Raw genomic sequence first — 22,189 nt, forward strand, 5'->3', positions numbered from 1 at the left:
TAACTGATCGGCATTACACATAACAGTGGCTCTTTTCAATCACCAACCGTAATTACTTACGACGGTTTTTAATTCGCTTCATCATAGTCAAACGACGTTCAGCGCTTGCTTGATCTTGTGGCTCTTCGTTCGCGTTGTTCTTACGACCCTGACGGTTTTTGTACGCCGATTTAGTGTTCAGCTTCTCGATGTAAGCATCACGTTTCTTCGGTTCATAACCCGGTTGTTCAACACGGCGAATACGTTGTTGAATCAGTTTTTCGACTTGAACAACAGTCAGCTCTTCTTCGCGGTTAACAAAAGAGATTGCATGACCTTGTTTACCAGCACGACCTGTACGACCAATACGGTGAACGTAGTCTTCCGCTAGGAAAGGCATGTCATAGTTAATTACGTGTGGTAAGTCTTCGATATCAAGGCCACGTGCCGCAACGTCGGTTGCAACCATTACGCGCGCTCTGCCTTCTTTGAAGTCATCCAACGCACGACGACGAGCACTTTGCGCTTTATCACCGTGACAAAGTACCGCTTTAATGCCGTCAAGCTTGAGCTCTTTAACTACATCGTTTGCTGTTTCTTTGTAGTTCACGAAAACAAGCACTTGGCGCCAGTTTTTACGACCGATCAGCTCAGAAAGTAACTCTGTTTTACGCTCTTGATCAACTGGATACACCACGTGACCAACAGTTGCAGCCGTTGAGTTTTCACGCTCAACACTGATACGTTTTGGTTTACGCAGAATATCAACAGACAGTTGGTTTAACTGAGTAGAAGTCGTTGCAGAGAACATCATGATTTGCGGTGATATTTCTACATCTAGCATGATCTTACGAACGGCATTGATAAAGCCCATATCAAGGATACGGTCAGCTTCATCAAATACTAGAAATTCTAGGTTTGCGATAGACACGTTACCCGCTTCTAAGTGCTCTTCTAAACGGCCAGGTGTTGCAACCAAAATATCCACACCCAGCTCTAGTTGACGAACTTGTGAAGACATCTTGTTACCACCGTAAACCGCAGAAACGCTTAGTTCCGTGTATTTAACGTAGTCTTTAATGTTTTGAGCGATCTGCGCAGCAAGCTCACGAGTTGGAGCAAGAATAAGGCCGCGAGCCGTTCCTCTAGACGCCTTTTTGCCGCTGTTCAAAAGGTGTTGGATAACAGGCAATGAAAATGCCGCTGTTTTACCCGTACCGGTTTGAGCAGTAGCAAAAATATCATGGCCTTTACGAGCCATTGGAATCGCTTTTTGTTGAATTGGAGTGAGTTTTTCATAACCACACTCAGTCAACGCTTTGACTAATTCAGGAGCAAAACCTTGAGAGGAAAATGACATTGTTACGGGTTCCTTAAGCAGACAGCCTACATTCTTATTTCAGCCGAGCACTATAAAGTATTTAGAGTGATTTATCTCACATTTATCGTGATATAACGCAAACTTTCTCATTTAATCTGGTGTTTACCCCACCTTCAACGAGGTAAACACCAAGATCCTTAGTTCAAACAGCAAAAACAGGGCTATTTGATGCCACACAGCTTGAGTAGAATCTGCTCGAGATCGTCCCAAGGCATTAACTGCGAGTCGATCACTTCAAGACGAGACTCAAAGCCATCAAGGGAAATTTCATTCACAGATACAACTTGATTCGCCACGTTGAACGCGTAGCAACCTTGGTCAGTATTTACCACGGCTTTCACGCGCTCAGCCGTTAGCTCCGACAACATTGAGAATAGCGCATCGAAGTCGAACTTATGCTCTGCGCCAAACAACCAACCACAACTAAAATAACCCTGCCCTTTATTCTCTTTACGGATAAACGCTTCACCGGGAGGCAGTTGGAATTGAGGCTCTTGTTCAGCGTGGTCATGATGATGCGCTTCAAGATGAGAGGAAGCACTGCCGTAAACCCTTTCAATGTCCAACACTTCCAATGGCACCTCACCATCGTGAATCAGCTTATGGAATACTTTTGCGGGTGTTTGATCCGTCACCCAATCATTGAATGCGTCGATATCTTCAGAGTGAACCAAATCTACTTTGGTTCCGATAATCACGTCAGCACTATCTAATTGATCATTGAAGTTCTGATTAGACGTATATTTCTCAATCGACAGATTTCTTGGGTCAACCAAACCTAGCGTCGCTTTTAGGTCAACGTAAGGTGTGTATTGCTCTGAAGTTAACGTCGCAATAACCTGCTTTGGATGACCAAGCCCTGTAGGTTCAATCAATAAACGGTCCGGCTTCTGGCGTAGTAAAGCATTAATACCCACTGACATAGGCACACCAGCGGTACAGCACATGCAGCCACCCGGTACTTCTTTAATCAAAGCACCTTGATCTGTCATCAATGCGCCATCGATGCCAATTTCCCCGAACTCATTAACCAGAACAGCCCAGTTTTCATTCTCAGGTTTATTTCTGAGCAGGTTCAAAATAGCTGTCGTTTTGCCAACACCCAAGAAACCCGTAATTATGTTTGTAGGAACTTTTTTGGTCATATCAGTTCTCCTTTTTTTAGGAGTATATACACAATCACGGAGAAATTGACCCCAATCGCTTGTTTATACGGAGAATGATTTAAGCCAGAAGTTGTATGAGTGTCACTAGAAAGGGGGGAACTATGAAAAAGGAATGCTCCAGACGAACTAAAGGCGTACTTACTCAGTACGCCTCACCCTCGTTACTCAATCGTGAGTTCGCGAATCAGGAAGCCTTAAATATCGACCTGAACATTTAACGAGGAACTAAAACTTTATTCTGAATCCATCCAAATTGTGTGTAAAACCTCACCTCTCCTTGCGGTTCGTTATGTTGCTTTACGTTTTAACTATGGTTCATTTTTGGGGATATTCAAGCCGCCACCGGAGAATCGATCAAAATTGTGACGGCGATTCAACTATTGCCTATAGATTCCATTTATGTAACACGTATATTCCATAAATGAAATTCAACTTTGCATCTTTGCTGCTATAGGATATGCAGAGGACGCGTATAATTTATTGCAGTCCCGCCTCAACCCATTCAGGAGCCTTATCTCAATGACCAGAAGAGAGAAAATTAAGCAGTCCCTACTCGCCAAAATGCCAAGGGATGCTATTAATCAATTTCTCTCAAGAGATAAAACACCCGCTTCCGTTCTCTTTCTTTCTTGTATTGTAGGTGTACTTGCTGGCGTGGTAGGTACCTATTTCGAAGTCGCGGTTCATTTCATCACCGAAACTCGTACCGATTGGCTTAAAGATGAAATAGGTAGCTATTTACCTCTTTGGCTCGCCGCTTTCCTTATTAGTGCTGCATTTGCCTTTATTGGTTACTTCCTTGTTCACCGTTTCGCTCCAGAGGCTGCAGGCTCAGGCATCCCTGAAATTGAAGGGGCGATGGACGGTATGCGCCCTGTTCGATGGTGGAGAGTATTGCCAGTAAAATTCTTTGGCGGTATGGGCGCATTAGGTTCTGGTATGGTTTTAGGCCGAGAAGGACCAACCGTTCAAATGGGCGGCAGTATTGGCCGCATGGTCACAGATATCTTTCGAGTCAAAGATGACGACACCCGACATTCACTATTGGCTTCGGGTGCCGCAGGTGGTTTGGCCGCAGCATTCAATGCACCACTGGCTGGCATCATGTTTGTAGTCGAGGAGATGAGACCACAGTTTCGCTACTCACTCATATCAATTAAAGCCGTCATCATCTCCGCGGTTTCAGCCAACATCGTTTTTCGATCAATCAACGGACAGTCTGCCGTTATCACTATGCCTCAATACCAACCGCCTGAACTGGATGCTCTGTGGTTATTCTTGTTGTTAGGCGTGTTGTTCGGCCTGTTTGGTGTGATTTTCAATAAGCTGATTACACTTTCGCAAGACCTGTTTGTGGCAATACACAAGAATGACCGTAAACGCTACTTAATGACAGGTTCCCTGCTGGGCGGTTGCTTTGGCTTATTGCTGCTCTATATACCCGAGTTGACTGGCGGTGGTATTGGTATCATCCCGAACATCACGAATGGCAACTACAGCGCAAACGTGCTGCTGTTAATCTTCTTAGGGCGCGTGCTCACCACGCTACTTTGTTTCGGCTCTGGTGCACCGGGTGGTATCTTTGCACCAATGCTTGCTCTAGGAACACTCTTTGGTTACGCGTTTGGGCTTATCGCGGCGGCATTCTTCCCTGAACTGAACATAGAGCCGGGTATGTTTGCGATTGCCGGCATGGGCGCCTTATTTGCCGCCACCGTGCGAGCACCTATCACTGGCATACTGTTGGTTATTGAAATGACCAATAACTACTACCTCATCTTGCCGTTGATCATCACCTGCTTAGGCGCGGTAATCATTGCTCAGATGTTAGGTGGTCAGCCAATTTACAGCCAACTACTTAACCGTACGCTGAAAAACGAGAAACTAAGACAGCAAGATCTCCCTCAGCAAGAGGAAGTTCGTTAATTACATTGAAAACGTCAGTTCAAATGTGGGACTTAAACGTAACTCGTTAAGTTCCACTAATACAATCAAATTCCACTAATACAATAAGCAAACCAAGCTCAATATTTATAGAACACTCAAGAAAATCAAAAACACTTTCATCGCGCTTTATATATCAATTTCGAACCAAAACCTTAAAAGCAAACGTTAAACTTGCTATTATCCACGAAATTATTTCCATGCCTAACAACACCGATTGTGAGCATGACTGAACGTTTTGATTAGAGTATACGTTCTACATTTAACTGAGTGGAGCAAGTCGTTGAACTGGAGAAGATTAACCCAAGTAAAGAATGTTCCACCGTCTCAGGCGTCTTTAGCACTTGGCGTTATCGGGCTGGGGCAAGCTTGGGCATTATATCTGCCAGGGGTTGGTGAGATCATTCGTCCTTACCTTGCTGCGTTTGGCGCACTGTTATTGCTGCCCGTTTTACTTCGTTATCTCACAAGTTTTGATACTTTTATCAATGACATTCGCCATCCACTTAGCGGAAGCTTAATGGCGCCGATGAGCATGGCGTTATTGATTCTATGTGACTATCTCGCCGAGATATCTCCAATAATCGCCTATCCAGTCTGGTTCTGCGCGTTGTTGTTGCATTTTACCATGATGGTGTTGTTCTTTAGTTTCCAGATCCTCAATTTCAAAATGTCGAACATTGTGCCGAGTTGGTTCCTGTATCCCGTGGGGTTAATCAGCAGTTCCTTAGCTGGTACACAGTTTGGACACACCGTTTTTTCAGAGACACTGGCGGCCACTTGTATCGGTATCTATTTCCTCATGCTGCCAGTGGTGTTGTATCGCTTGGTGTTCGAAGGAAACCTGCCACGTCGAGCAAGACCAACACTCGCAATCATGGCGGCTCCGGTTAACTTATCTTTAGCCGCTTACTTGGTGAACTTCGACAACCCAGATCCGATTCTGACAGGAGCATTGGCTGGCATTGCTATCACCATGACTCTATTGATTTACTTATGTTACATCCGTCTAATGCGTCTGAAGTTCCAACCTTCGATTGCAGCCGTCACCTTCCCGTCCGTGATCAGCGCCATTGCTATGCACCGCTTAACCACATTTTTCGGTGCTGAATACCCACAATGGTATTGGCTGCATAAATTCGGCTTCTTTGAATTAACCATCGCGACCATCCTAGTGATTTGGGTGGCAGGCGGTTATGTGAAAATGTACTGGCCTGAGTTTTTTGATTCTGATTACATGTCCAAAAAGGTTAAGCGTTCTTAAAACGAACGCCAGAAGATCTTACCCTGATCACCCCCTACTCGAATATCCAATTGTCTCTCGCTGGACAAACCAAACGAAAAAAGGCCTCACAATGTGAGGCCTTTGAATAGGCAAGGTGTTAATAGTTCAGGCTAGTGTCAATAGAACTGTCGAGAGCTATTAGAAATTAGCGTGAGGGCCAAAGACTTCGTAGTGGACGCGAGAACGGTCGACTTTAAGTGCATCTAGCTGTTCTACGATGTTCTTCATGAAGCCAACAGGGCCACAAATGTAAAAATCGCTCTCTTCAAAGCCGTTGGTGTCAGAGATAGATGCTAGATCCATTTGACCTTCATGTGTGTTCTCACACGCAGACTCGCCTTTGTTCATGTACCACGTTTTCGCTTCCCAACCTTTATCGGCAACAATATCTTTAACGCGAGTCGTGAAAGAGTGTTGACCTACGTTTTCACAAGCGTGAAGATACAGTACAGGTTCGTTTTTCTGCTGGTTGTTTAAGAACTCAAGCATTGATTGCATTGGTGTTACACCCACACCTGCAGAGATAAGCGTTACTGGCTTGCTGCGCTCTTGATACATGAAGTCACCCGCTGGTGCGTATAGGGTAACTTCATCACCGATAGCAACAGTATCGTGCATGTGATTCGATACTACGCCTTGAGTCTCTTGACCTTGGCCTTCACGTTTCACAGAAATTCGGTACTGCTTGCCGTTTGGCTTGTCTGATAGTGAGTATTGACGGATCTCGCTGTACTGAGCACCTTCAGGTTTCACTTCGATACCGATGTATTGACCTGGAGTGTAATCCAGAACGTCACCGCCATCTTTTGGTTGTAGGATGAAGCTTGTTACTAGAGCTGATTCTTCAATCTTATCTGCAATCACGAAAGTACGTGCTGCTTCCCAGCCACCTACCGCTTGCTTGCGTTGTAGGTAAAGTTCAGCTTCACGGTCGATGAATACTTGCGCTAAGAATAGGTAAGCCGCAGTCCACGCTTCTTCTACTTCTGGGGTGAATGCATCAGCAGCTAATTCACGCAGTGTTTCAATTAGGTGAAGACCAACGATTTGGTAATGGTCTGGTTGAATATTAAAGCTTGTGTGTTTCTGTGCAATACGCTCAACCGCTGAGGTTAACGCTGCTAGATTTTCGATGTTCTTTGCATAAGCCGCGATAGCTTCAAACAGTGCGACACCTTGGCGACCTGTTCTTTGGTGAGTCATATTGAAGATATCTTTCAATTCAGGGTTATGCGTGAACATGCGTTGATAGAAGTGTTGAGTTAAAGCAGGGCCTGCGCTTTCTAAAAGAGGAATCGTCGATTTGATGATGTTGATATGTAGATTGTTTAGCATTGATTTACTCCGAACACTTAGTCTTTTGACCTTTCATGTCAAATTGACTAATTTTATTTAAAGATGACTTTATATTAATTCTTTCTCAATGAGCTCTTTGGCTACTATTTTTATGAGAATTACGTGGACTGATAAATTCGCATTAATTGATTCAAATCAATGATAGGTCAGATATTCAGTCATATAGACAACACGCAATGGACACATTGCACAAACGGTGCCAACATGCGAAAGCTTGTTGTGCCTAGCATTCCTTCAAAAACCCTCTTCAAACTTTAGTCAAAAAGACCTTTTTTTTATGTCATAAAGACTCTACCATGTATGAAAATACAAACAGTATGAGCCCTTTATGCAAGATATCTCAGCATCCACTCTCATGGAAATGACCATTGGTTTAGCAAGCGGTGTGAACGATCAAGACCGTTTCAATCGCTTAATCGATGCCATTCGTAAAACCATAACGTGTGATTGTGTCGCACTTTTAAGCCTTCAAGGCGACACGCTAGTACCCATCGCAATGCAAGGGCTCAGTCGAGATACATTCGGTCGCCGCTTTATTATTTCAGAACATCCACGTTTTGATGCGATTTGTGCATCGCGTTCTCCAGTTCGTTTTGATGCGGATAGCTCATTGCCTGATCCTTTCGATGGCTTACTGATCGACCACGACGGCGATTTGCCCATGCATGCCTGTATGGGTTTGCCTCTTCTTTTTGGTGACAAATTGTTAGGGGTACTAACCCTCGACAGCCTAAAACCTGATGTCTTCGCGAATATTCCTGCTCGGAACCTAGAAGTTCTCGCTGCTATTGCTGCCTCTACGATGCAAATGGCGATGACTTTCTCGCAACTTGAACATCAAGCAAAACAGTCAAAGCAATTACTGGAAGAGCTGAATGTTGAAGCGTGGGAACGTGACGGCGGCGAATTGATTGGTAATAGTGACACCATGGTCGCGCTTAAAAACGATATCGCGGTTGTCGCACCCTCTGAATTTAATATTCTGATTCATGGTGATACAGGTGTTGGTAAAGAGCTCGTTGCTCGAACCCTGCATCACCAATCGCAGCGTAAACGTAACCCACTCGTCTATGTCAACTGTGCAGCTATTCCTGAGAACTTGGTAGAGAGTGAACTATTTGGTCACGTTCGTGGCGCGTTTACTGGTGCAGACAAAAACCGCTTAGGTAAGTTTGCTCTAGCCGATGGCGGCACGCTATTCTTAGATGAAATTGGTGAATTGCCTTTAGCAGCACAAAGTAAGCTATTGCGTGCACTGCAAAACAACGAAATCCAACCTGTAGGCCAAGACAACATTCAAACTATTGATGTTCGTGTTTTAGCTGCAACCAACCGAGACTTAAAGCAAGAAGTTGAAGACGGTCGATTCAGAGCCGATTTATACCACCGATTGAGTGTGTACCCTATCGCAGTGCCAGCTCTGAAAGACCGAGGTGACGACATCAGCTTGCTAGCAGGCTTCTTCCTAGAACAGGCACGTCGTAAGCTTGGTATCAACCAAGTTAAGTTCCGCTCTGATGTACTGGTATTTTTAAACCGTTACGGTTGGCCAGGTAACGTACGTGAGCTTGAGCACGTGATTAGCCGTTCAGCACTAAAAGCATTAGCTCGTAGCACCAACAAAAACCTCGTGACAATCACTAAAGAAGATTGTGGCCCACTCGACCAAGATCAGCCTATAGCGACGACACAGGTAAAAAACACACCTTTATCAACACCAACGATCGACCTATCTGCAGGTTTACGTGGCGCTACCGATGATTTTCAACGCAGCATCATCACTGAGGTGTTGGAAGATGCCAACTTTAACTGGGCGCAAGCAGGGCGAGTTCTGAAAACAGACCGAGCAAACCTGACTCGACTGTCCAAACGTTTAGGGCTAAATGTGGCGAAGTCTCACACGATCGAACGGACAAAATAGATATTAGCGGTTTGTTGCGAGCATCTGACAAAACTTGTGTATATAATGCTGCAAATTGTAACGCTAATTTTAAATATGTAGAGAGAGTTATGAAGTTTATCCGTTGGTTTTTAGGTCGCGTCATCTTGTTGTTGAATTTTGTTTTCAGCCCACGCGGTGTGAAGCGTTCTCAAGAAGAACAAAGCAAAGTGAACGAGCAGGCAAAAACGCACACGTTGTACCAATTCGAGGCATGTCCATTTTGTGTAAAAGTACGACGCTCGATGAAACGTCAGTCTGTTCAGTTTGAACTTCGTGATGCAAAAAACAACGAACAACACCGTGCAGAGCTTGAAGCTGGCGGCGGTCGTGTGAAAGTTCCTTGTCTACGTATCGAGAAAGACGGTAAAACTGAGTGGATGTACGAATCTTCGGATATCGTATCTTACTTAGAAAAACAGTTCGCATAAGCGGAAAAAGCAACACAAGCTAAATACAAAAAATCCCTCTTCATGAGGGATTTTTTTATGTCTGTAATCGATACGCTCTTTCGATTCAAAGAATCAAGCTTCTCGCATCTATTTCGCCACAATCAGCATCAACTCTACACGGCGGTTACAGGCTTTACCTTGTACTGAAGCGTTGTTACACGCGGGAACGTACTCACCGAAACCGCGGGTGTAAATAGCACGACTCGAAACATAGTTACTTTCTAAGCGAGCTTTCACTTCTTTTGCGCGCTGTTCAGAGAGCGGATCATTAACACGATCACTGCCTGTATTATCCGTGTGCCCTTCAATGACGACATCAATGTCTTGGCGTCGAGAAAGATAGCTGCCTAACGTGTCCAACCAATTGTTGTAAGCGGGTTCAGGAGATGTCGAACCTGTTTTAAAGTTCACATGCTGTACAAGCTTTACCATCACATGGTTGCCAGGTAAAACTTCAAAATCGATACGGTTTTGTCTTAAAAAGACTTCCAGTGGATCATTGGTCGAAACGCCACGTCCGTAGTTAGTGGTAATAGTTCCTTGCTGATGAGTGGTTTGAACCACCCCCCATTCAGGGTACATAATGTCGTAATCACTTTTCGGTGCAGTTTGTAACATATCCTCACCGAATAACCCCGTTGGTAACGTAGTTTCGCACCCAGCCAAAGCTATGCTTAACATTATCGCTAAATATCTCATTACTTCACCAACCACTTATGCAGATAAACCATTCACTAATGTCTATATCGGCACTGAGAGAAAAACTTTAGACAAAAACTTTATACGAAAAGAAAGCACGTCCCAAAAAAGTGTTTTTGATCACAGTTAACCGTCAACTCGCCTGTCATCGCCCCGCCCGTTCCAACTGTTTGCATTTATTTACCTTATAATTGTTTTCCAATTCGTACTAAATAGTTAGAATCTCACGACTTCTCAACGCTAGAGCAAACATTATGTTTAAACCATTTACTAAATTCATCACAGCACTTGCTGCCGTACTGATTATCGCGGGTTGTAGTGAAACAGACGAGCCACAGAAAGGCGTTCAATACGAAGCGCTGCCTACTGCTCTAACTGAATTTAACCTGTCTCCGATCACTGAAATCTTCTCTCTAAATTGTGGTCACTGCCGTCAAATGGAAAGTGCAATTCCAGAGATCGAATCTCTAACAGACCAAACTATTGGCAAGATGCACGTTACGTTCAATGAAAGTGCTCAAATCAGCGCAATGATCTACTACACAGCAGTAATGCAACTTGATGCGACACCTGACCACGCGTTCATGGACGACCTATTTGCTGCGGTTCAAATGGGTGCAGATGCGACTCCTGAACAACGTCAACAAGCTCTAGAGACTGCGTTCACTTCTCGTGGTCTGGTTAGCCCATACCAACTGAACAAAGAACAGCAAGTCGCTCTATTTGACTACGTAAAGAAAGCTGAAGAGATCTCAGTAAAAGGTCAAATCAACTCAGTACCAACATTTATCATCAACGGTAAATACCAAGTACTCACAGCAGGTCACCAAGATGTTCAAGGTATCGCAAAAACGATCAACTACCTTTTGACTCAGCCGTAACGGCTTTAGCCAATTGATTAACACACTCTGTATTAACTGCGAAATTCAGCATTAACTATAAATAGGTTTTACTATGTCTAAATTTATCATCCCGGTCATTGTCTTTATTTTGGCTGGCTTCATGATCTACCGCACTTGGATGAACCATAAATCTGGCGAAGAAAATATCGAACAAGGCCAACAATTCCTTATCGAAAACGGCGCAAAAGAAGGGGTTGTTACGACTGAAAGTGGTCTTCAATACCTAGTTCTTGAAGAAGGTACTGGTACAGAGCACCCAACTAAGAACAGCAAAGTAACGGTTCATTACCACGGTACACTTATCGACGGCACTGTTTTCGACAGCTCTGTTGATCGTGGTGAGCCAATCTCATTTGCTCTTAAACAAGTGATCAAAGGCTGGCAAGAAGGTTTGACTTACATGGTCGAAGGCCAAAAAGTTCGCCTGTTTATCCCAAGCCAATTGGCTTACGGTAAAGGTGGTTCAGGCCCTATCCCACCATCAGCAACTTTGATTTTTGATGTTGAGTTAATCTCTATCAAATAATTGAAGATACTGATTTAAGCCCTAACATACGAGCTATGTTGGGGCTTTTTTATATGTGAACGTTTGAATAATTGAATAGTTGAAGCCACTTTTGTAACGACGGAATATACCTCAAAAAGCCGAAGACTAGACGACTGGTCTAATTTAACTTATAGTAAGCCCATGAACGATAAAACGAACGACACACGCCTGCATGTTTTAGATGTTGGCTACCAATTAATAGTGAACAACGGCTTTAACGGCGTTGGCTTATCGCAATTGCTTAAAGAAGCGGATGTTCCAAAAGGATCGTTTTACCACTACTTTAAATCTAAAGAGCAATTTGGCGAGGCTCTGATCCAGCACTATTTTGAGACCTACATCAGCAGAGTTGAAACTATTTTGGTTCATGGTGAAGGCAACCATTACCAGAGAATTATCAGTTATTTCACTCGATGGTCACAGATTGAAAACGGTACTTGTAACGCTCATAAATGCTTAGTCGTTAAGCTCAGCGCCGAAGTTTCTGATCTTTCTGATCCTATGCGCCAAGCGCTATTGAAAGGTGCTGAGAAAGTGACGCATACCATCGAGCAGTGCATTGTCGGTGGTATTGATGATGGCTCGATAAAGGTTGAAGAGAGCCAAGAAACCGCTCAAAATCTATATTCTATGTGGTTAGGCGCAAGCTTATTAAGCAAACTAAGCCAGAGTTCACGTAGCTTAGAATCAGCTTTAAACCTAACCCAACAGATTTTAAAAGGTAAAAACTAACCACGTACTGTGTTTAGTCTTTACTAACGACAGATAACCCGCCCTCTTATCATTTGATGACGGCGGGATTTTTAGACAACAAGACTAGACGACTGGTCTAATTCTAAATAAACATAATATAAAATTAAGGATACCCAATGACTCAACAAGACAACCGCCGCATCGTATTGGCTTCTCGCCCAGTAGGCGCACCGACTCAAGATAACTTCCGTTTGGAGACAGTAGCCGCACCAACAATTAAAGACGGCGAGATGTTACTTCGCTCAGTTTACCTTTCTCTAGACCCGTACATGCGTGGCCGAATGAGCGATGCTAAATCTTACGCAGACCCTGTTGCGATTGATGAAGTGATGGTCGGTGCAACCGTGTGTCAGGTTGAAGAGTCAAACAATAGCGATTTTGAAGTTGGCGAATGGGTACTGGCTTACACCGGTTGGCAAGATCTTGGTGTGTCTGATGGTGAAGGCCTAATCAAACTAGGTAAAGAGCCAACACACCCTTCTTACGCACTAGGCATCATGGGTATGCCAGGCTTTACTGCGTACATGGGCTTACTTGATATCGGCCAACCTAAAGAAGGCGACACTCTAGTCGTTGCGGCTGCAACAGGTGCAGTAGGCGCAACCGTTGGCCAAATCGGAAAATTAAAAGGCTGTCGTGTCATTGGCGTTGCTGGTGGTCAAGAGAAATGTCAGTACGCGAAAGAAGTGCTTGGTTTTGATGAATGTATCGACCACAAAGCCGACGACTTCGCGGAGCAACTGGCTAAAGCATGTAGCAACGGCATCGACGTTTATTTTGAAAACGTTGGCGGCAAGGTGTTCGATGCGGTAATGCCGTTGCTTAACACTGGTGCTCGCATTCCTGTTTGTGGCCTTATTTCACAATACAATGCGACATCACCTCCTGAAGGCCCAGATCGCATGTCTAGCCTTATGGGCACTCTTTTGGTCAAGCGTATTAAGATGCAAGGTTTCATTATCTTTGATGATTACGCACACCGTTACAATGAGTTTGCTGTTCAAATGACAGAATGGTTGTCTCAAGGCAAGATGCATTACCGTGAGCACCTAGTTGAAGGCTTAGACGAGGCGCCACAAGCATTCATGGGTCTATTGGAAGGCCAAAACTTCGGTAAGCTTGTTATCAAAACAAACGAAGCTAAATAAATTCAAAAACTGAACCAGTTAACTAGGTAAAATCATGATTACTTTGCATCACCTAAACAAATCTCGCTCAAAACGCATCATCTGGCTATTGGAAGAGCTTGGAGTAGATTACCAAATCAAACCATACCAACGAGACAGTGTAACGTTTCTAGCGCCACCAGAATTGAAGGCCGTTCATCCTCTTGGTAAATCTCCGGTTATTGAAGACGATGGCGTCGTGATCAGCGAATCTGGTGCTATCACCGAGTACCTAATCGACAAATACGGTCAAGGTAAGTTCGCACCAGTGCGCGGCACCGCTGACTACGTGGAATACTCACAGTGGCTTCACTTCGCTGAAAGCTCTGGTATTCTGCCAATGCTACTTAAAATCTTTGTGATGAAAGACGGTTGCGAGACTAATTTCCTTGGCGGCTACGCTGATGATGAAAACCAAAAGATCCTAACCTTTGTCAACGAAGCGCTTGAAGGTAAAACTTACCTTGTTGCTGATACTCTGACGGGTGCCGATTTCATGATGTCGTTCATCGTAGAAATCGTGGGTAACTTCGGTGCCACTGCGCTCTACCCTAACATTGCTAAATACGGTGATCTTTTAACGAGCCACCCTGCTTACCAAAAAGCCGAGCAACTAGAGCTAGAACACTCGAACTGATCGAGTTTCAACCAAGCTCGGACGCGCTTCGGATAAGCACAAGCAACTAAATGAAGCCAAAGCCGATTTATCTTTCGCTTTGGCTTCTCATTTGCCTTCATTTCGACAACAATACCGAACTCTAACTGAACAGCCATAGAGTTTGATCTTCATGTCAGCAAACCTTGCTCAATACACACCACTGCACCTAAAAAACGACAATACGAATGTAGACTTACCGCTACCGACTCGTTTTACGTTTCCGTACTACTACACACCACATCCAACGTGTGAGTTTGCCATGCAGCAACTTCAGCAGTCGTTACTCGACTGCGGTGTGAATGAAACATCGCAAGGCAACCTCTACGCCGTGCTTCTTATTCAGAACCCAACTACACAAGAGCTAGGTTACCTTTCTGCGTTTTCAGGTTTGCAGTTATATCCGTCTTTGACCTCTCAGTTAAACAACATTAACTTTGTTCCACCAGCCTTCGATTCAGAACAGTTTCAATCTCACAATAGTGCAAACCTCGCTCGCCAATCACAACTAGCGGATGACATTAAGAAGCTACAACAATCGCATAACCTAGACGCATTAGTAGCTGAGCTTGAAGAGTTAACAGTCGAATCAGCACAAGCTATCGAAGCCTTTCAGTTGGCGATGACCGCGAATAAAGCTCAACGTAACGAACTCAGAGAGCAAGCCAATCAAGAAAAGGCATTGGGGAATCTAGAGTCAGCGGCGAATTTGCTCAAACAACTGGGCAATCAAAGTAGCCAAGAGAAACGCGACCTAAAAGCGCTTCGTATCGAATGGAAGCACAAGATCGCAGAACGCCAATCGCAAGTTGATTTGATCGAAAGCGAACTGAAAAACCGTAAGCAAGACCACCAAGCCATTTCAGAACAGTTAGAAACTCAACGTCTCTCTCACTATCGCTTTATCGATCAAGCTCTCGAATCAAAGAGCCTACTTGAATTGTTAGATGGCAAAGACGCTCTTGAAGGCTCTGGCGACTGTTGCCTGCCCAAGCTGCTTAACTTTGCTTTTGAACACGGGTTTAAGCCATTAGCTTTGTCTGAGTTTTGGTGGGGATTACCGCCTACAGATATCATTCGACAACACGCAAACCTCTACCCGGTTTGTCAGAGTAAAAGCTTTGAGATCCTCGACCACCAGCTAACTCATATTGAATTAGAAAATAATCCGCTTATCGTGAACCCTGCGGTTGGTAAGTCGTTTGATATTGTCTATGAAGACGACGAGATCGTGGTGGTGAATAAGCCTGAGGAGTTTCTCTCAGTTCCCGGCAAGTTTATCGAAGACTCGGTTTATACACGCATTAAAGCGCGTTACCCGAATGCAACAGGGCCTTTGATCATCCATAGATTAGACATGTCGACGTCAGGCTTGTTGATCTTGGCGCTCACGGCGGAGTCAAACAAGAACATTCAGAAGCAATTCATTGATAGAACCGTCGACAAGCGCTACACCGCTTTGTTAGATGGTGAGATAACGGGTGTATCTGGCTATATCAGCCTGCCTTTACGCGGTGACATCACAGACAGACCAAGACAACTGGTTTGCCATGAACACGGCCGAAACGCAGACACCTATTGGCAAGCGATTGGTACCAGCAATGGTAAAACCAAGGTTCATCTGTATCCGAAAACAGGCCGTACCCATCAGCTGCGTGTGCACTGCGCTCACCCATTAGGGCTTGGTGTGCCTATTCGTGGTGACGACTTATACGGATACAAACGCGAGCGCTTACACCTGCACGCTGGCTACCTAAAGCTGATTCACCCGACAACCGGTGAATGGATGGAATTTGAAGTGCCTTCTGAGTTTTAAATGATTTCTATTTGGTAGGGCTTCGTGCCCTACTCTACTCTTCTTTTCTTTGCCTCTCACCTCTATCGCTACATACGAATAAACTTAGTACGCTGCAATGACCAAGAAGCCAGAGCCCAACAGAGTAACCATCGCGGGAATACCGACCTTCCAAGTATCAAAGCGTAAGTGGAAATAAAGCGCCCCTATCGAAGTAGCCCCCAATATTGCACCACCCATCAATTGAGTCTGTGCTGGTGAGGTGTCACATAGGGCTAAAATCAAGAGAGCCGCTCCGGTCAATTCGACTAACCCCACGAGAAACATGATCTTTCTATTCAAGCCATAGCTTTTAAAGAAACCAAGCTGAATTTCAAAGACCTTCTTTTGCCAACCAAGCGTCTTGATTGAGCTCGCCAACACAAAGAACATCACCATCAAAATACTTATTACTGTACTCATTCCGCCTACCTCTATAAGAATCATTAATTTCAACGATGTTATTTAATCATTCATAATTAAGGTGATAAATGCTAGTTTCATGATAGTAAAGATTCCAAATTGGAATAGATAAACACAAGGTGAGTAAGATGGATAAGATTGAGTGTATTCGTATCTTTGTGGAAACCGCGCAACTGAATAGCTTCACCGCAACCGCCAATAAGTTAAACATGACACAGGGTGCGGTTAGTAAGAAGATCGCATGGTTGGAAAGTGACTTAGGGATGACTCTGTTTCAACGAAACAGCCGCAAGATATCCCTCACTCATGTAGGGAAAGATTACCTAGAATATTGCTCCCGTTTGCTCGAAGAGATGTCTGCCATAGAAAGCAAGCTCAAGCGTGAGACAGAATCCGTAGAAGGCGAGCTCAAGATATCTGCGCCAAGTGCCTTTTCATCGATGTTACTCAGTGAGCCGCTTCAAGCTTTCATTGAACAGCACCCAGGTATCTGCATTAACCTCAGTGTCGACGACCGTATTGTTAACCTAAATGAACACAATATAGATGTCGCCATTCGAGCATCACAACTTGAAGACTCAGGGTTAAAAGCTCGCTTTCTTTTCAACAATAGAGTTCACTACTTTGCATCGCCCGATTACTTAAAAAATCACGGAAAACCTAAACATCCGCAAGATCTTAGCCAGCATAAGTGCTTAACTTATTCTCTGATGAACCCTGCAAACGAATGGCGTTTCAAAGACAAAGATCGCCAATGCACCAGTATGGAAGTAAACCAAATTTTCACGTCAGACAGTCCAGAAATGTTGCTTAAAATGGCGAGACAGGGTTTAGGTGTGGTTGCTTTACCGGATTGGATGGGCAAAGAATTTGTAGAGACTGGGGAATTAACGCAGTTATTAGAAGATTGGAGCAATGACTACTTGCCTATGTACGCGGTGTACCATGCAAGTGATTATTTGCCCCAACGAATTCGAGTATTTATTGATTTTATTGCGGAGTGTTTAAGTTCCACAAACAGTTAGAGCTCAACCAGAAATCAATCAACCAATCGATCAATCGATCAATCAATAACTCATCAAGCCTCTATAAACGACCAATCAAACATTAAGATGGTACTTAGCCCATAACATCTGTGCGTTGTTCCACACACTCGTAAGAGCCCATTTCGAACTCACGGCAGATCCAAGGCCGGTTTTCGTAAATAGTACACATCAGTGTTTCTCTATCTACCGCAGAGCACCAACCGTCATCTAACCTCAGCATGGTTTCGCCGCCCCACTCGTCATAAGCAATATGCTCTTCAGGAACGCCGGTATCTGTGATGATCATAACCTCTAAACGACAACAGCATGCCTGACAATTGGCACAAGTTACTTCAGGTTCGGTTACGTTCTTTATCTCTATGGTCATAAGTGACTACACTGCTAAATTTTGCGTATAGTAATCGAAACCGTCCGCTACGGCTAATAAAGAAAGTAGATGACGGTGTTTTCATGGATGTAGAAATAACAATGGGCGTTGTGATTTGCTCGCAACGCCCATTAAGTTTTCTCGTTTTAGCTGAATAACGACCCTATTTAGAATAGGCTCGCGAAAAACAACTTAACGTAATCCATCAGACGTTTGAATATTCCACCTTGTTCAACAGCCTCTAGCGCAATCAATGGCTGAGTTTGCACATCTTCACCATCGACTGTGTAATGAACCACACCTAGTGTTTGACCTTCTGCAATCGGTGCCTTCAACTCAGAATCAAGTTCAATCGATGCCGTTAACTTTTTACTGTCTGACTTAGGCAGTGTGATAAACGTGTCTTCTGCAACACCCAGCTTCAATGTATCTTTAGCACCAAACCATACCTTCTCTTCAGCGACTTCATCTCCACCCTGATGCGGGTTTAGAGTATCGAAGAAGCGGAAGCCATAGCTCAACAACTGTTTGCTGTCTGACTCACGGCTCTTAACGCTTGATGCGCCCATAACAACCGCGATAAGTCTCATCTCACCTTGTGTCGCCGAACTCGCTAAACTGTAGCCAGCGCCAGAGGTGTAACCCGTTTTCATGCCATCAACCGTCAAGCTTCTATCACGCAGTAAGCCATTACGGTTGTGTTGTGTGATGCCGTTGTAACTGAACGAACGTTCGCTGTATAAGCCATAAACATCCGGTAAGTCACGAATAATCGCACGACCTAATAATGCAATATCGTAAGGAGTCGAATAAAGATCGTCAGCGTCTAAACCATGCGCGTTCGCAAAATGGGTGTTTTCTAATTTCAGAGACGTGGCCCAAGAGTTCATAAGATCCACAAATGCATCTTGTGAGCCCGCAACGTGTTCCGCAATCGCAACACTCGCATCGTTACCTGATTGAATAATCAGGCCGCGGTAAAGGTCCATCATTGCTACATCGGTGTTCACTTCGATGAACATTTTTGAAGAGTCAGGGAAGTTCTTCGCCCACGCGTTCTCGCTGATTCGTACCTGATCGTCAGCCGAGATGTTGCCTCGCTGCATCTCTTGCCCAGCCACATAGCTAGTCATCAGTTTGGTCAAACTCGCTGGGTTTAACTTAGTGTGTGCGTTTTTTTCTACCAGCACATCACCAGAATTAAAATCAATTAACACATACCCTTTTGCGCCTAGGCTAGGTGGGTTTGGTACTATAGAAGGTGCTGCGATAGCTGCATTACTTACCATCGCTGCGTTACTTACAATGAATATACTTAATAGAGGGAGAGAGTATTTGGAAAACAGTTTCATTGAATCAAACCTAAGTTAACGTTTTGAGCAGTATAGACAAATGCTAGCAAAAGAAGCGCGAACTTTACGTTGCTTTACGTATTTGTACCATTCGTTACAAATAAAAAAGTATAATCTGCGATCTGACCATATTTTCAACAACTAATATTGACTCAACGAATACATCCAACGCCTTATTCTATCGCTCAGGCATGCGTCTAAATAACATTTCAACAAAGCCAGTAATGCGCTGTTTACTCTCGCTAGGCTCTAAATCAGGTTGAATGCCAGACTGTGCTAATGCTTGCCATTGTACGACCTGAGAGTTAGGTACGAAAAAAGCAATGTACAGCGATCCTTTCTCGGCGAACTTTCCGTCACCATCATAAAATGGCACCCCTGTTGAAAGCTTAATCGCATCGAAAATCGAATCATCATTTAACTCTGATTCTTCGGCCAATCCAAAACCGACAACAACATCACCAACTGCACCATTTTGATTCAGTTGATAACCTTTCGTAGCGAGTTGATCTTCAATCGCATCACGCACTAGATCGGTTACTACGGTCTCATCGTATTTTTGAGAAAGGTAAACCTGCTCTGATTCAGGGTGCCACGAGTACGTCGTTACTCCGTGTTTCATGAACTCAAAATCACCACTGGTAACCACACCATAATTGTGTGTTGGCGGTATTTCTTGTGTGGTACATGCTGTCAGTCCAATCGCTATCAAAGCCAACAACGCTGCTTTTTTTATGCTTTTTGTTGCACAAATGGATCGTTTTATCATTCGCGGCTTCCTTACCTATATAAGAATAAATATCAATTAACCTCCCAACATAAATAGTAATTATGTTAATAGAAAGGTCATTAAACGTTTGCGTAATCGCTAACCTTCACTTCTGCCCGTTTTGGGGGTTTAATCACAAAAACAGAGTTGGTATAGTCTACCTCGTTAAACATAACCAGACCATTCGAGGCACGGAGCTTCCTCAATCATCTCATGAAGAGAAGAATTGGTACCGACAAAGTATCGGCAAATTTAAGAGGGTCAAACAATGGAATTCAATATGGTTGAAATTTTAGGTTACGCGGCATCTATTATGGTCGCAATTTCATTAACAATGAAAGATATCGTTCGTCTGCGTGTCCTTAACTTTATTGGCTGTACTCTCTTTACAGCATACGGCGTTATGATTGACGCATGGCCAGTGGTCGCGACCAACGGTTTCATCGCTTGTGTAAACATCTACTTCCTTGCAAAAATGCAAAAGGAAAAAAAAACGGAAGCGATGAAAGCAGCGAAAGCTTAAATTAGCGATTAGCATTTCAAATATTTCTGAAAAAGCCCAAATAGAGCGATCTATTTGGGCTTTTTTGTGTCTGTCGTTCTCAAGAGCATGATTTCCAATTTTCTAGCCTTTGAAGACATCGATTCTTTCAACTGGTCACATATAAGCAACGCGATATTCGTTCTTTTGATACGTCTGAGTATTGTTACGTCCCCTCTCTTTTGCTTGATAAAGCGCTTTGTCAGCTTTATCGATCGCTGTTTCAATATCAGTGAGCGCTCGATCGTGACAACAGCCAGCACTGATTGTGACAGGTGACACCAAACCTTGCAGTTGCTCTACGCTTCGTCTGAGTTCCTCAGACAATTCGAATAACTCACGCTCATCACAATCAAACGTCACCAAAATAAACTCTTCACCGCCATAGCGTGCAATCAAGCGACGACGATTAACAAATCTCTTTAGCGATTTTGCGACCTCACAGATAACCCTATCGCCTTGAGCATGACCATATTGATCGTTTACCCGTTTGAAATGGTCAATATCAAGCAAAATGACACCGACATTTGTTAGCGGATAAGGCGACCTTTGAGCAATTTTCAACTTTAACTGCTCGATAAAACTCCGTCGGCTAGGAAGACCAGTGAGGTAATCGAGGCTCGCAACATCCAAGATTTTGAGATGACGATGCCGCAGGTAAAGCACCAACACGATGATAATGCTCAATAGGCTCACGACCAAAGCCATTAAACTAATGAACAGCAAACTATGATTTCTATTGAGCTCCTGCTCTAAAATACCGGCGGAAATGACCCAATTCAGATAGGGGTAAAACTTATAGAAGACGTTTTTGTTAGTCGTACCATTGTCACTGGAAATTGAATAGCTAAAGTGACCTTCGGGCTGGGTTGCGATTCGATCAATGAGCAGTTCGGACGAGTAGCCTATCAAGGCTTTCAATGATTTGTGTTCATAATCAGGATGAAGGACTAAGTTACCCTGAAGATCAATAATGTACACATATCCGCTATCACCGAACGCGTACTTTCTCAGCTTATCTTTTAAGCCTTCAAGATCGACCAAATACATCAATTCTTCTTTATAGGTCGTCGCGACCAAAGTATTGCCACTCGGTAGCCTCATCGAATAGGCAACTTTTGCACGCCGACTTATCTCATGCGGATTAGCGTGAAAGTATTCGATCATACCAGAGTCGATACTGAGCTGTTTTTGGATATGAGTAAGATGCCCGCGCTTCTTTCCTTGCAAGAAAGGATGGTAGAGGTGAACGCCTTGCGGTGACATCAAATAGATATAACCTGATTGTCCAATGTGCAGTTCACTGGCGATCTGGCTTACTTGTTCAATTTCTTGTTCCGGTGTGGCATGCCATACATGGGACGCAACGGTATCGGTAATTCCTTTGAGATATGTCTTTATCGCCTCATTAACTGTTGTGTCGACAATATCGTAACTCGCATTCACAATCGTTCGAAAAAATAGCTGGTTGGATTCCAACAGTGACCTTTCAGTTCGGTTAAATTGAAAGGCCGAAAGAATCATCGACACAATGGCGAGCGCAATGGAAAAACTAAGAATGTATTTACGTCTGACTTTCAAGATTACCCCATAGATTTATAATTTTAGGTAACGCTGTGACTTCTCTTATATA

Annotated in this window: 21 protein-coding genes; 12 read left to right on the top strand and 9 right to left on the bottom strand. The window is 43.9% G+C overall.

The genetic code is table 11. From position 1 onward, the window contains the following. Positions 1-52: 52 nt before the first annotated feature. Both AB4589_RS01395 and AB4589_RS01400 read right to left on the bottom strand, forming a co-directional pair. Entirely contained in the window at positions 53-1,339 is a 1,287-nt protein-coding gene (locus tag AB4589_RS01395; RefSeq protein WP_372099124.1) for a DEAD/DEAH box helicase, read from the bottom strand. Between the two features lie 182 nt (positions 1,340-1,521). After that, a complete protein-coding gene (locus AB4589_RS01400) occupies positions 1,522-2,505 on the bottom strand; it encodes a GTP-binding protein (RefSeq protein ID WP_372099125.1) in 984 nt (327 codons plus the stop codon). 540 nt (positions 2,506-3,045) lie between these two features. On the opposite strand from AB4589_RS01400, the gene clcA reads away from it, so the two are divergent. Further along, positions 3,046-4,452: a H(+)/Cl(-) exchange transporter ClcA gene (gene clcA / locus AB4589_RS01405; RefSeq protein ID WP_017078301.1), complete on the top strand. Its 1,407-nt coding sequence runs from the start codon at positions 3,046-3,048 to the stop codon at positions 4,450-4,452. 301 nt (positions 4,453-4,753) lie between these two features. Further along, complete coding sequence (locus tag AB4589_RS01410) at positions 4,754-5,734, top strand: TDT family transporter (protein WP_135383796.1); 981 nt, start codon at positions 4,754-4,756, stop codon at positions 5,732-5,734. Between the two features lie 159 nt (positions 5,735-5,893). Here the strand turns inward: AB4589_RS01410 and hmpA are convergent, their stop codons facing one another. Further along, positions 5,894-7,090 (bottom strand): NO-inducible flavohemoprotein, encoded by a 1,197-nt coding sequence (hmpA, locus tag AB4589_RS01415; RefSeq protein WP_372099126.1) that lies wholly within the window; start codon positions 7,088-7,090, stop codon positions 5,894-5,896. 349 nt (positions 7,091-7,439) lie between these two features. Here hmpA and norR point away from each other — a divergent pair, with 349 nt between their 5' ends. Further along, complete coding sequence (norR, locus tag AB4589_RS01420) at positions 7,440-9,032, top strand: nitric oxide reductase transcriptional regulator NorR (RefSeq protein WP_009845485.1); 1,593 nt, start codon at positions 7,440-7,442, stop codon at positions 9,030-9,032. An 89-nt stretch (positions 9,033-9,121) separates the two neighbouring features. After that, positions 9,122-9,481, top strand: a complete 360-nt coding sequence (locus AB4589_RS01425; protein WP_065679986.1) for a glutaredoxin — start codon at positions 9,122-9,124, stop codon at positions 9,479-9,481. A 108-nt stretch (positions 9,482-9,589) separates the two neighbouring features. On the opposite strand, the gene AB4589_RS01430 is transcribed toward AB4589_RS01425, so the two are convergent. Then, on the bottom strand, positions 9,590-10,183 hold the full coding sequence (locus AB4589_RS01430; protein ID WP_372099127.1) for an OmpA family protein: 594 nt from the start codon (positions 10,181-10,183) through the stop codon (positions 9,590-9,592). 272 nt (positions 10,184-10,455) lie between these two features. Here AB4589_RS01430 and AB4589_RS01435 point away from each other — a divergent pair, with 272 nt between their 5' ends. The 6 genes from AB4589_RS01435 (at position 10,456) to AB4589_RS01460 (ending at position 16,040) form a co-directional block, all read left to right on the top strand. After that, positions 10,456-11,082 carry a thiol:disulfide interchange protein DsbA/DsbL gene (locus AB4589_RS01435; RefSeq protein ID WP_017097500.1) on the top strand — a complete coding sequence of 209 codons (627 nt, stop codon included), beginning with the start codon at positions 10,456-10,458 and terminating at the stop codon, positions 11,080-11,082. 73 nt (positions 11,083-11,155) lie between these two features. Beyond that, positions 11,156-11,629, top strand: a complete 474-nt coding sequence (locus AB4589_RS01440; RefSeq protein WP_012600489.1) for an FKBP-type peptidyl-prolyl cis-trans isomerase — start codon at positions 11,156-11,158, stop codon at positions 11,627-11,629. A 162-nt stretch (positions 11,630-11,791) separates the two neighbouring features. Continuing rightward, positions 11,792-12,382, top strand: a complete 591-nt coding sequence (locus AB4589_RS01445) for a TetR/AcrR family transcriptional regulator (RefSeq protein ID WP_009845490.1) — start codon at positions 11,792-11,794, stop codon at positions 12,380-12,382. A 137-nt stretch (positions 12,383-12,519) separates the two neighbouring features. Continuing rightward, positions 12,520-13,551: an NADP-dependent oxidoreductase gene (locus AB4589_RS01450; RefSeq protein ID WP_372099128.1), complete on the top strand. Its 1,032-nt coding sequence runs from the start codon at positions 12,520-12,522 to the stop codon at positions 13,549-13,551. A 34-nt stretch (positions 13,552-13,585) separates the two neighbouring features. Beyond that, positions 13,586-14,206 (top strand): glutathione S-transferase family protein, encoded by a 621-nt coding sequence (locus tag AB4589_RS01455; RefSeq protein ID WP_009845492.1) that lies wholly within the window; start codon positions 13,586-13,588, stop codon positions 14,204-14,206. 151 nt (positions 14,207-14,357) lie between these two features. Further along, complete coding sequence (locus AB4589_RS01460) at positions 14,358-16,040, top strand: pseudouridine synthase (RefSeq protein WP_372099129.1); 1,683 nt, start codon at positions 14,358-14,360, stop codon at positions 16,038-16,040. Between the two features lie 84 nt (positions 16,041-16,124). Here AB4589_RS01460 and AB4589_RS01465 read toward each other — a convergent pair whose 3' ends face one another. Then, positions 16,125-16,505: a DoxX family protein gene (locus AB4589_RS01465; protein WP_372099130.1), complete on the bottom strand. Its 381-nt coding sequence runs from the start codon at positions 16,503-16,505 to the stop codon at positions 16,125-16,127. 104 nt (positions 16,506-16,609) lie between these two features. Between AB4589_RS01465 and AB4589_RS01470 the strand changes: the two genes are divergently transcribed. After that, positions 16,610-17,506: a LysR family transcriptional regulator gene (locus AB4589_RS01470; protein WP_372099131.1), complete on the top strand. Its 897-nt coding sequence runs from the start codon at positions 16,610-16,612 to the stop codon at positions 17,504-17,506. A gap of 94 nt (positions 17,507-17,600) precedes the next feature. Here the strand turns inward: AB4589_RS01470 and AB4589_RS01475 are convergent, their stop codons facing one another. The 3 genes from AB4589_RS01475 to AB4589_RS01485 all read right to left on the bottom strand — a co-directional run bounded on the left by AB4589_RS01475 (position 17,601) and on the right by AB4589_RS01485 (position 20,015). Next, positions 17,601-17,894 carry a YkgJ family cysteine cluster protein gene (locus AB4589_RS01475; protein ID WP_017076090.1) on the bottom strand — a complete coding sequence of 98 codons (294 nt, stop codon included), beginning with the start codon at positions 17,892-17,894 and terminating at the stop codon, positions 17,601-17,603. A 167-nt stretch (positions 17,895-18,061) separates the two neighbouring features. Further along, the gene (locus tag AB4589_RS01480) at positions 18,062-19,246 is read right to left on the bottom strand and encodes a serine hydrolase (protein WP_372099132.1); all 1,185 of its coding nucleotides are present in this window, start codon (positions 19,244-19,246) and stop codon (positions 18,062-18,064) included. Between the two features lie 178 nt (positions 19,247-19,424). Then, positions 19,425-20,015, bottom strand: a complete 591-nt coding sequence (locus tag AB4589_RS01485; protein ID WP_372099133.1) for a DUF4136 domain-containing protein — start codon at positions 20,013-20,015, stop codon at positions 19,425-19,427. Between the two features lie 268 nt (positions 20,016-20,283). Here AB4589_RS01485 and AB4589_RS01490 point away from each other — a divergent pair, with 268 nt between their 5' ends. Next, a complete protein-coding gene (locus tag AB4589_RS01490) occupies positions 20,284-20,538 on the top strand; it encodes a YgjV family protein (RefSeq protein ID WP_010430226.1) in 255 nt (84 codons plus the stop codon). A 135-nt stretch (positions 20,539-20,673) separates the two neighbouring features. Here AB4589_RS01490 and AB4589_RS01495 read toward each other — a convergent pair whose 3' ends face one another. Continuing rightward, complete coding sequence (locus tag AB4589_RS01495; RefSeq protein WP_017082077.1) at positions 20,674-22,137, bottom strand: sensor domain-containing diguanylate cyclase; 1,464 nt, start codon at positions 22,135-22,137, stop codon at positions 20,674-20,676. Between the last annotated feature and the right edge of the window lie 52 nt (positions 22,138-22,189).

The organism is Vibrio sp. 10N.222.49.A3 (assembly GCF_041475145.1).
Classification (GTDB): Bacteria; Pseudomonadota; Gammaproteobacteria; order Enterobacterales; family Vibrionaceae; genus Vibrio; species Vibrio tasmaniensis_A.

Bases quoted from the DNA above. Each gene is read 5' to 3' on its own strand.
- AB4589_RS01490 (WP_010430226.1), top strand. From the start codon at position 20,284: ATGGAATTCAATATGGTTGAAATTTTAGGTTACGCGGCATCTATTATG.
- AB4589_RS01460 (WP_372099129.1), top strand. From the start codon at position 14,358: ATGTCAGCAAACCTTGCTCAATACACACCACTGCACCTAAAAAACGAC.
- AB4589_RS01435 (WP_017097500.1), top strand. From the start codon at position 10,456: ATGTTTAAACCATTTACTAAATTCATCACAGCACTTGCTGCCGTACTG.
- AB4589_RS01450 (WP_372099128.1), top strand. From the start codon at position 12,520: ATGACTCAACAAGACAACCGCCGCATCGTATTGGCTTCTCGCCCAGTA.
- AB4589_RS01465 (WP_372099130.1), bottom strand. From the start codon at position 16,505: ATGATTCTTATAGAGGTAGGCGGAATGAGTACAGTAATAAGTATTTTG.
- AB4589_RS01455 (WP_009845492.1), top strand. From the start codon at position 13,586: ATGATTACTTTGCATCACCTAAACAAATCTCGCTCAAAACGCATCATC.
- AB4589_RS01475 (WP_017076090.1), bottom strand. From the start codon at position 17,894: ATGACCATAGAGATAAAGAACGTAACCGAACCTGAAGTAACTTGTGCC.
- AB4589_RS01480 (WP_372099132.1), bottom strand. From the start codon at position 19,246: ATGAAACTGTTTTCCAAATACTCTCTCCCTCTATTAAGTATATTCATT.
- clcA (WP_017078301.1), top strand. From the start codon at position 3,046: ATGACCAGAAGAGAGAAAATTAAGCAGTCCCTACTCGCCAAAATGCCA.
- AB4589_RS01445 (WP_009845490.1), top strand. From the start codon at position 11,792: ATGAACGATAAAACGAACGACACACGCCTGCATGTTTTAGATGTTGGC.
- hmpA (WP_372099126.1), bottom strand. From the start codon at position 7,090: ATGCTAAACAATCTACATATCAACATCATCAAATCGACGATTCCTCTT.
- AB4589_RS01430 (WP_372099127.1), bottom strand. From the start codon at position 10,183: ATGTTAAGCATAGCTTTGGCTGGGTGCGAAACTACGTTACCAACGGGG.
- AB4589_RS01425 (WP_065679986.1), top strand. From the start codon at position 9,122: ATGAAGTTTATCCGTTGGTTTTTAGGTCGCGTCATCTTGTTGTTGAAT.
- norR (WP_009845485.1), top strand. From the start codon at position 7,440: ATGCAAGATATCTCAGCATCCACTCTCATGGAAATGACCATTGGTTTA.
- AB4589_RS01400 (WP_372099125.1), bottom strand. From the start codon at position 2,505: ATGACCAAAAAAGTTCCTACAAACATAATTACGGGTTTCTTGGGTGTT.
- AB4589_RS01485 (WP_372099133.1), bottom strand. From the start codon at position 20,015: ATGATAAAACGATCCATTTGTGCAACAAAAAGCATAAAAAAAGCAGCG.
- AB4589_RS01395 (WP_372099124.1), bottom strand. From the start codon at position 1,339: ATGTCATTTTCCTCTCAAGGTTTTGCTCCTGAATTAGTCAAAGCGTTG.
- AB4589_RS01470 (WP_372099131.1), top strand. From the start codon at position 16,610: ATGGATAAGATTGAGTGTATTCGTATCTTTGTGGAAACCGCGCAACTG.
- AB4589_RS01440 (WP_012600489.1), top strand. From the start codon at position 11,156: ATGTCTAAATTTATCATCCCGGTCATTGTCTTTATTTTGGCTGGCTTC.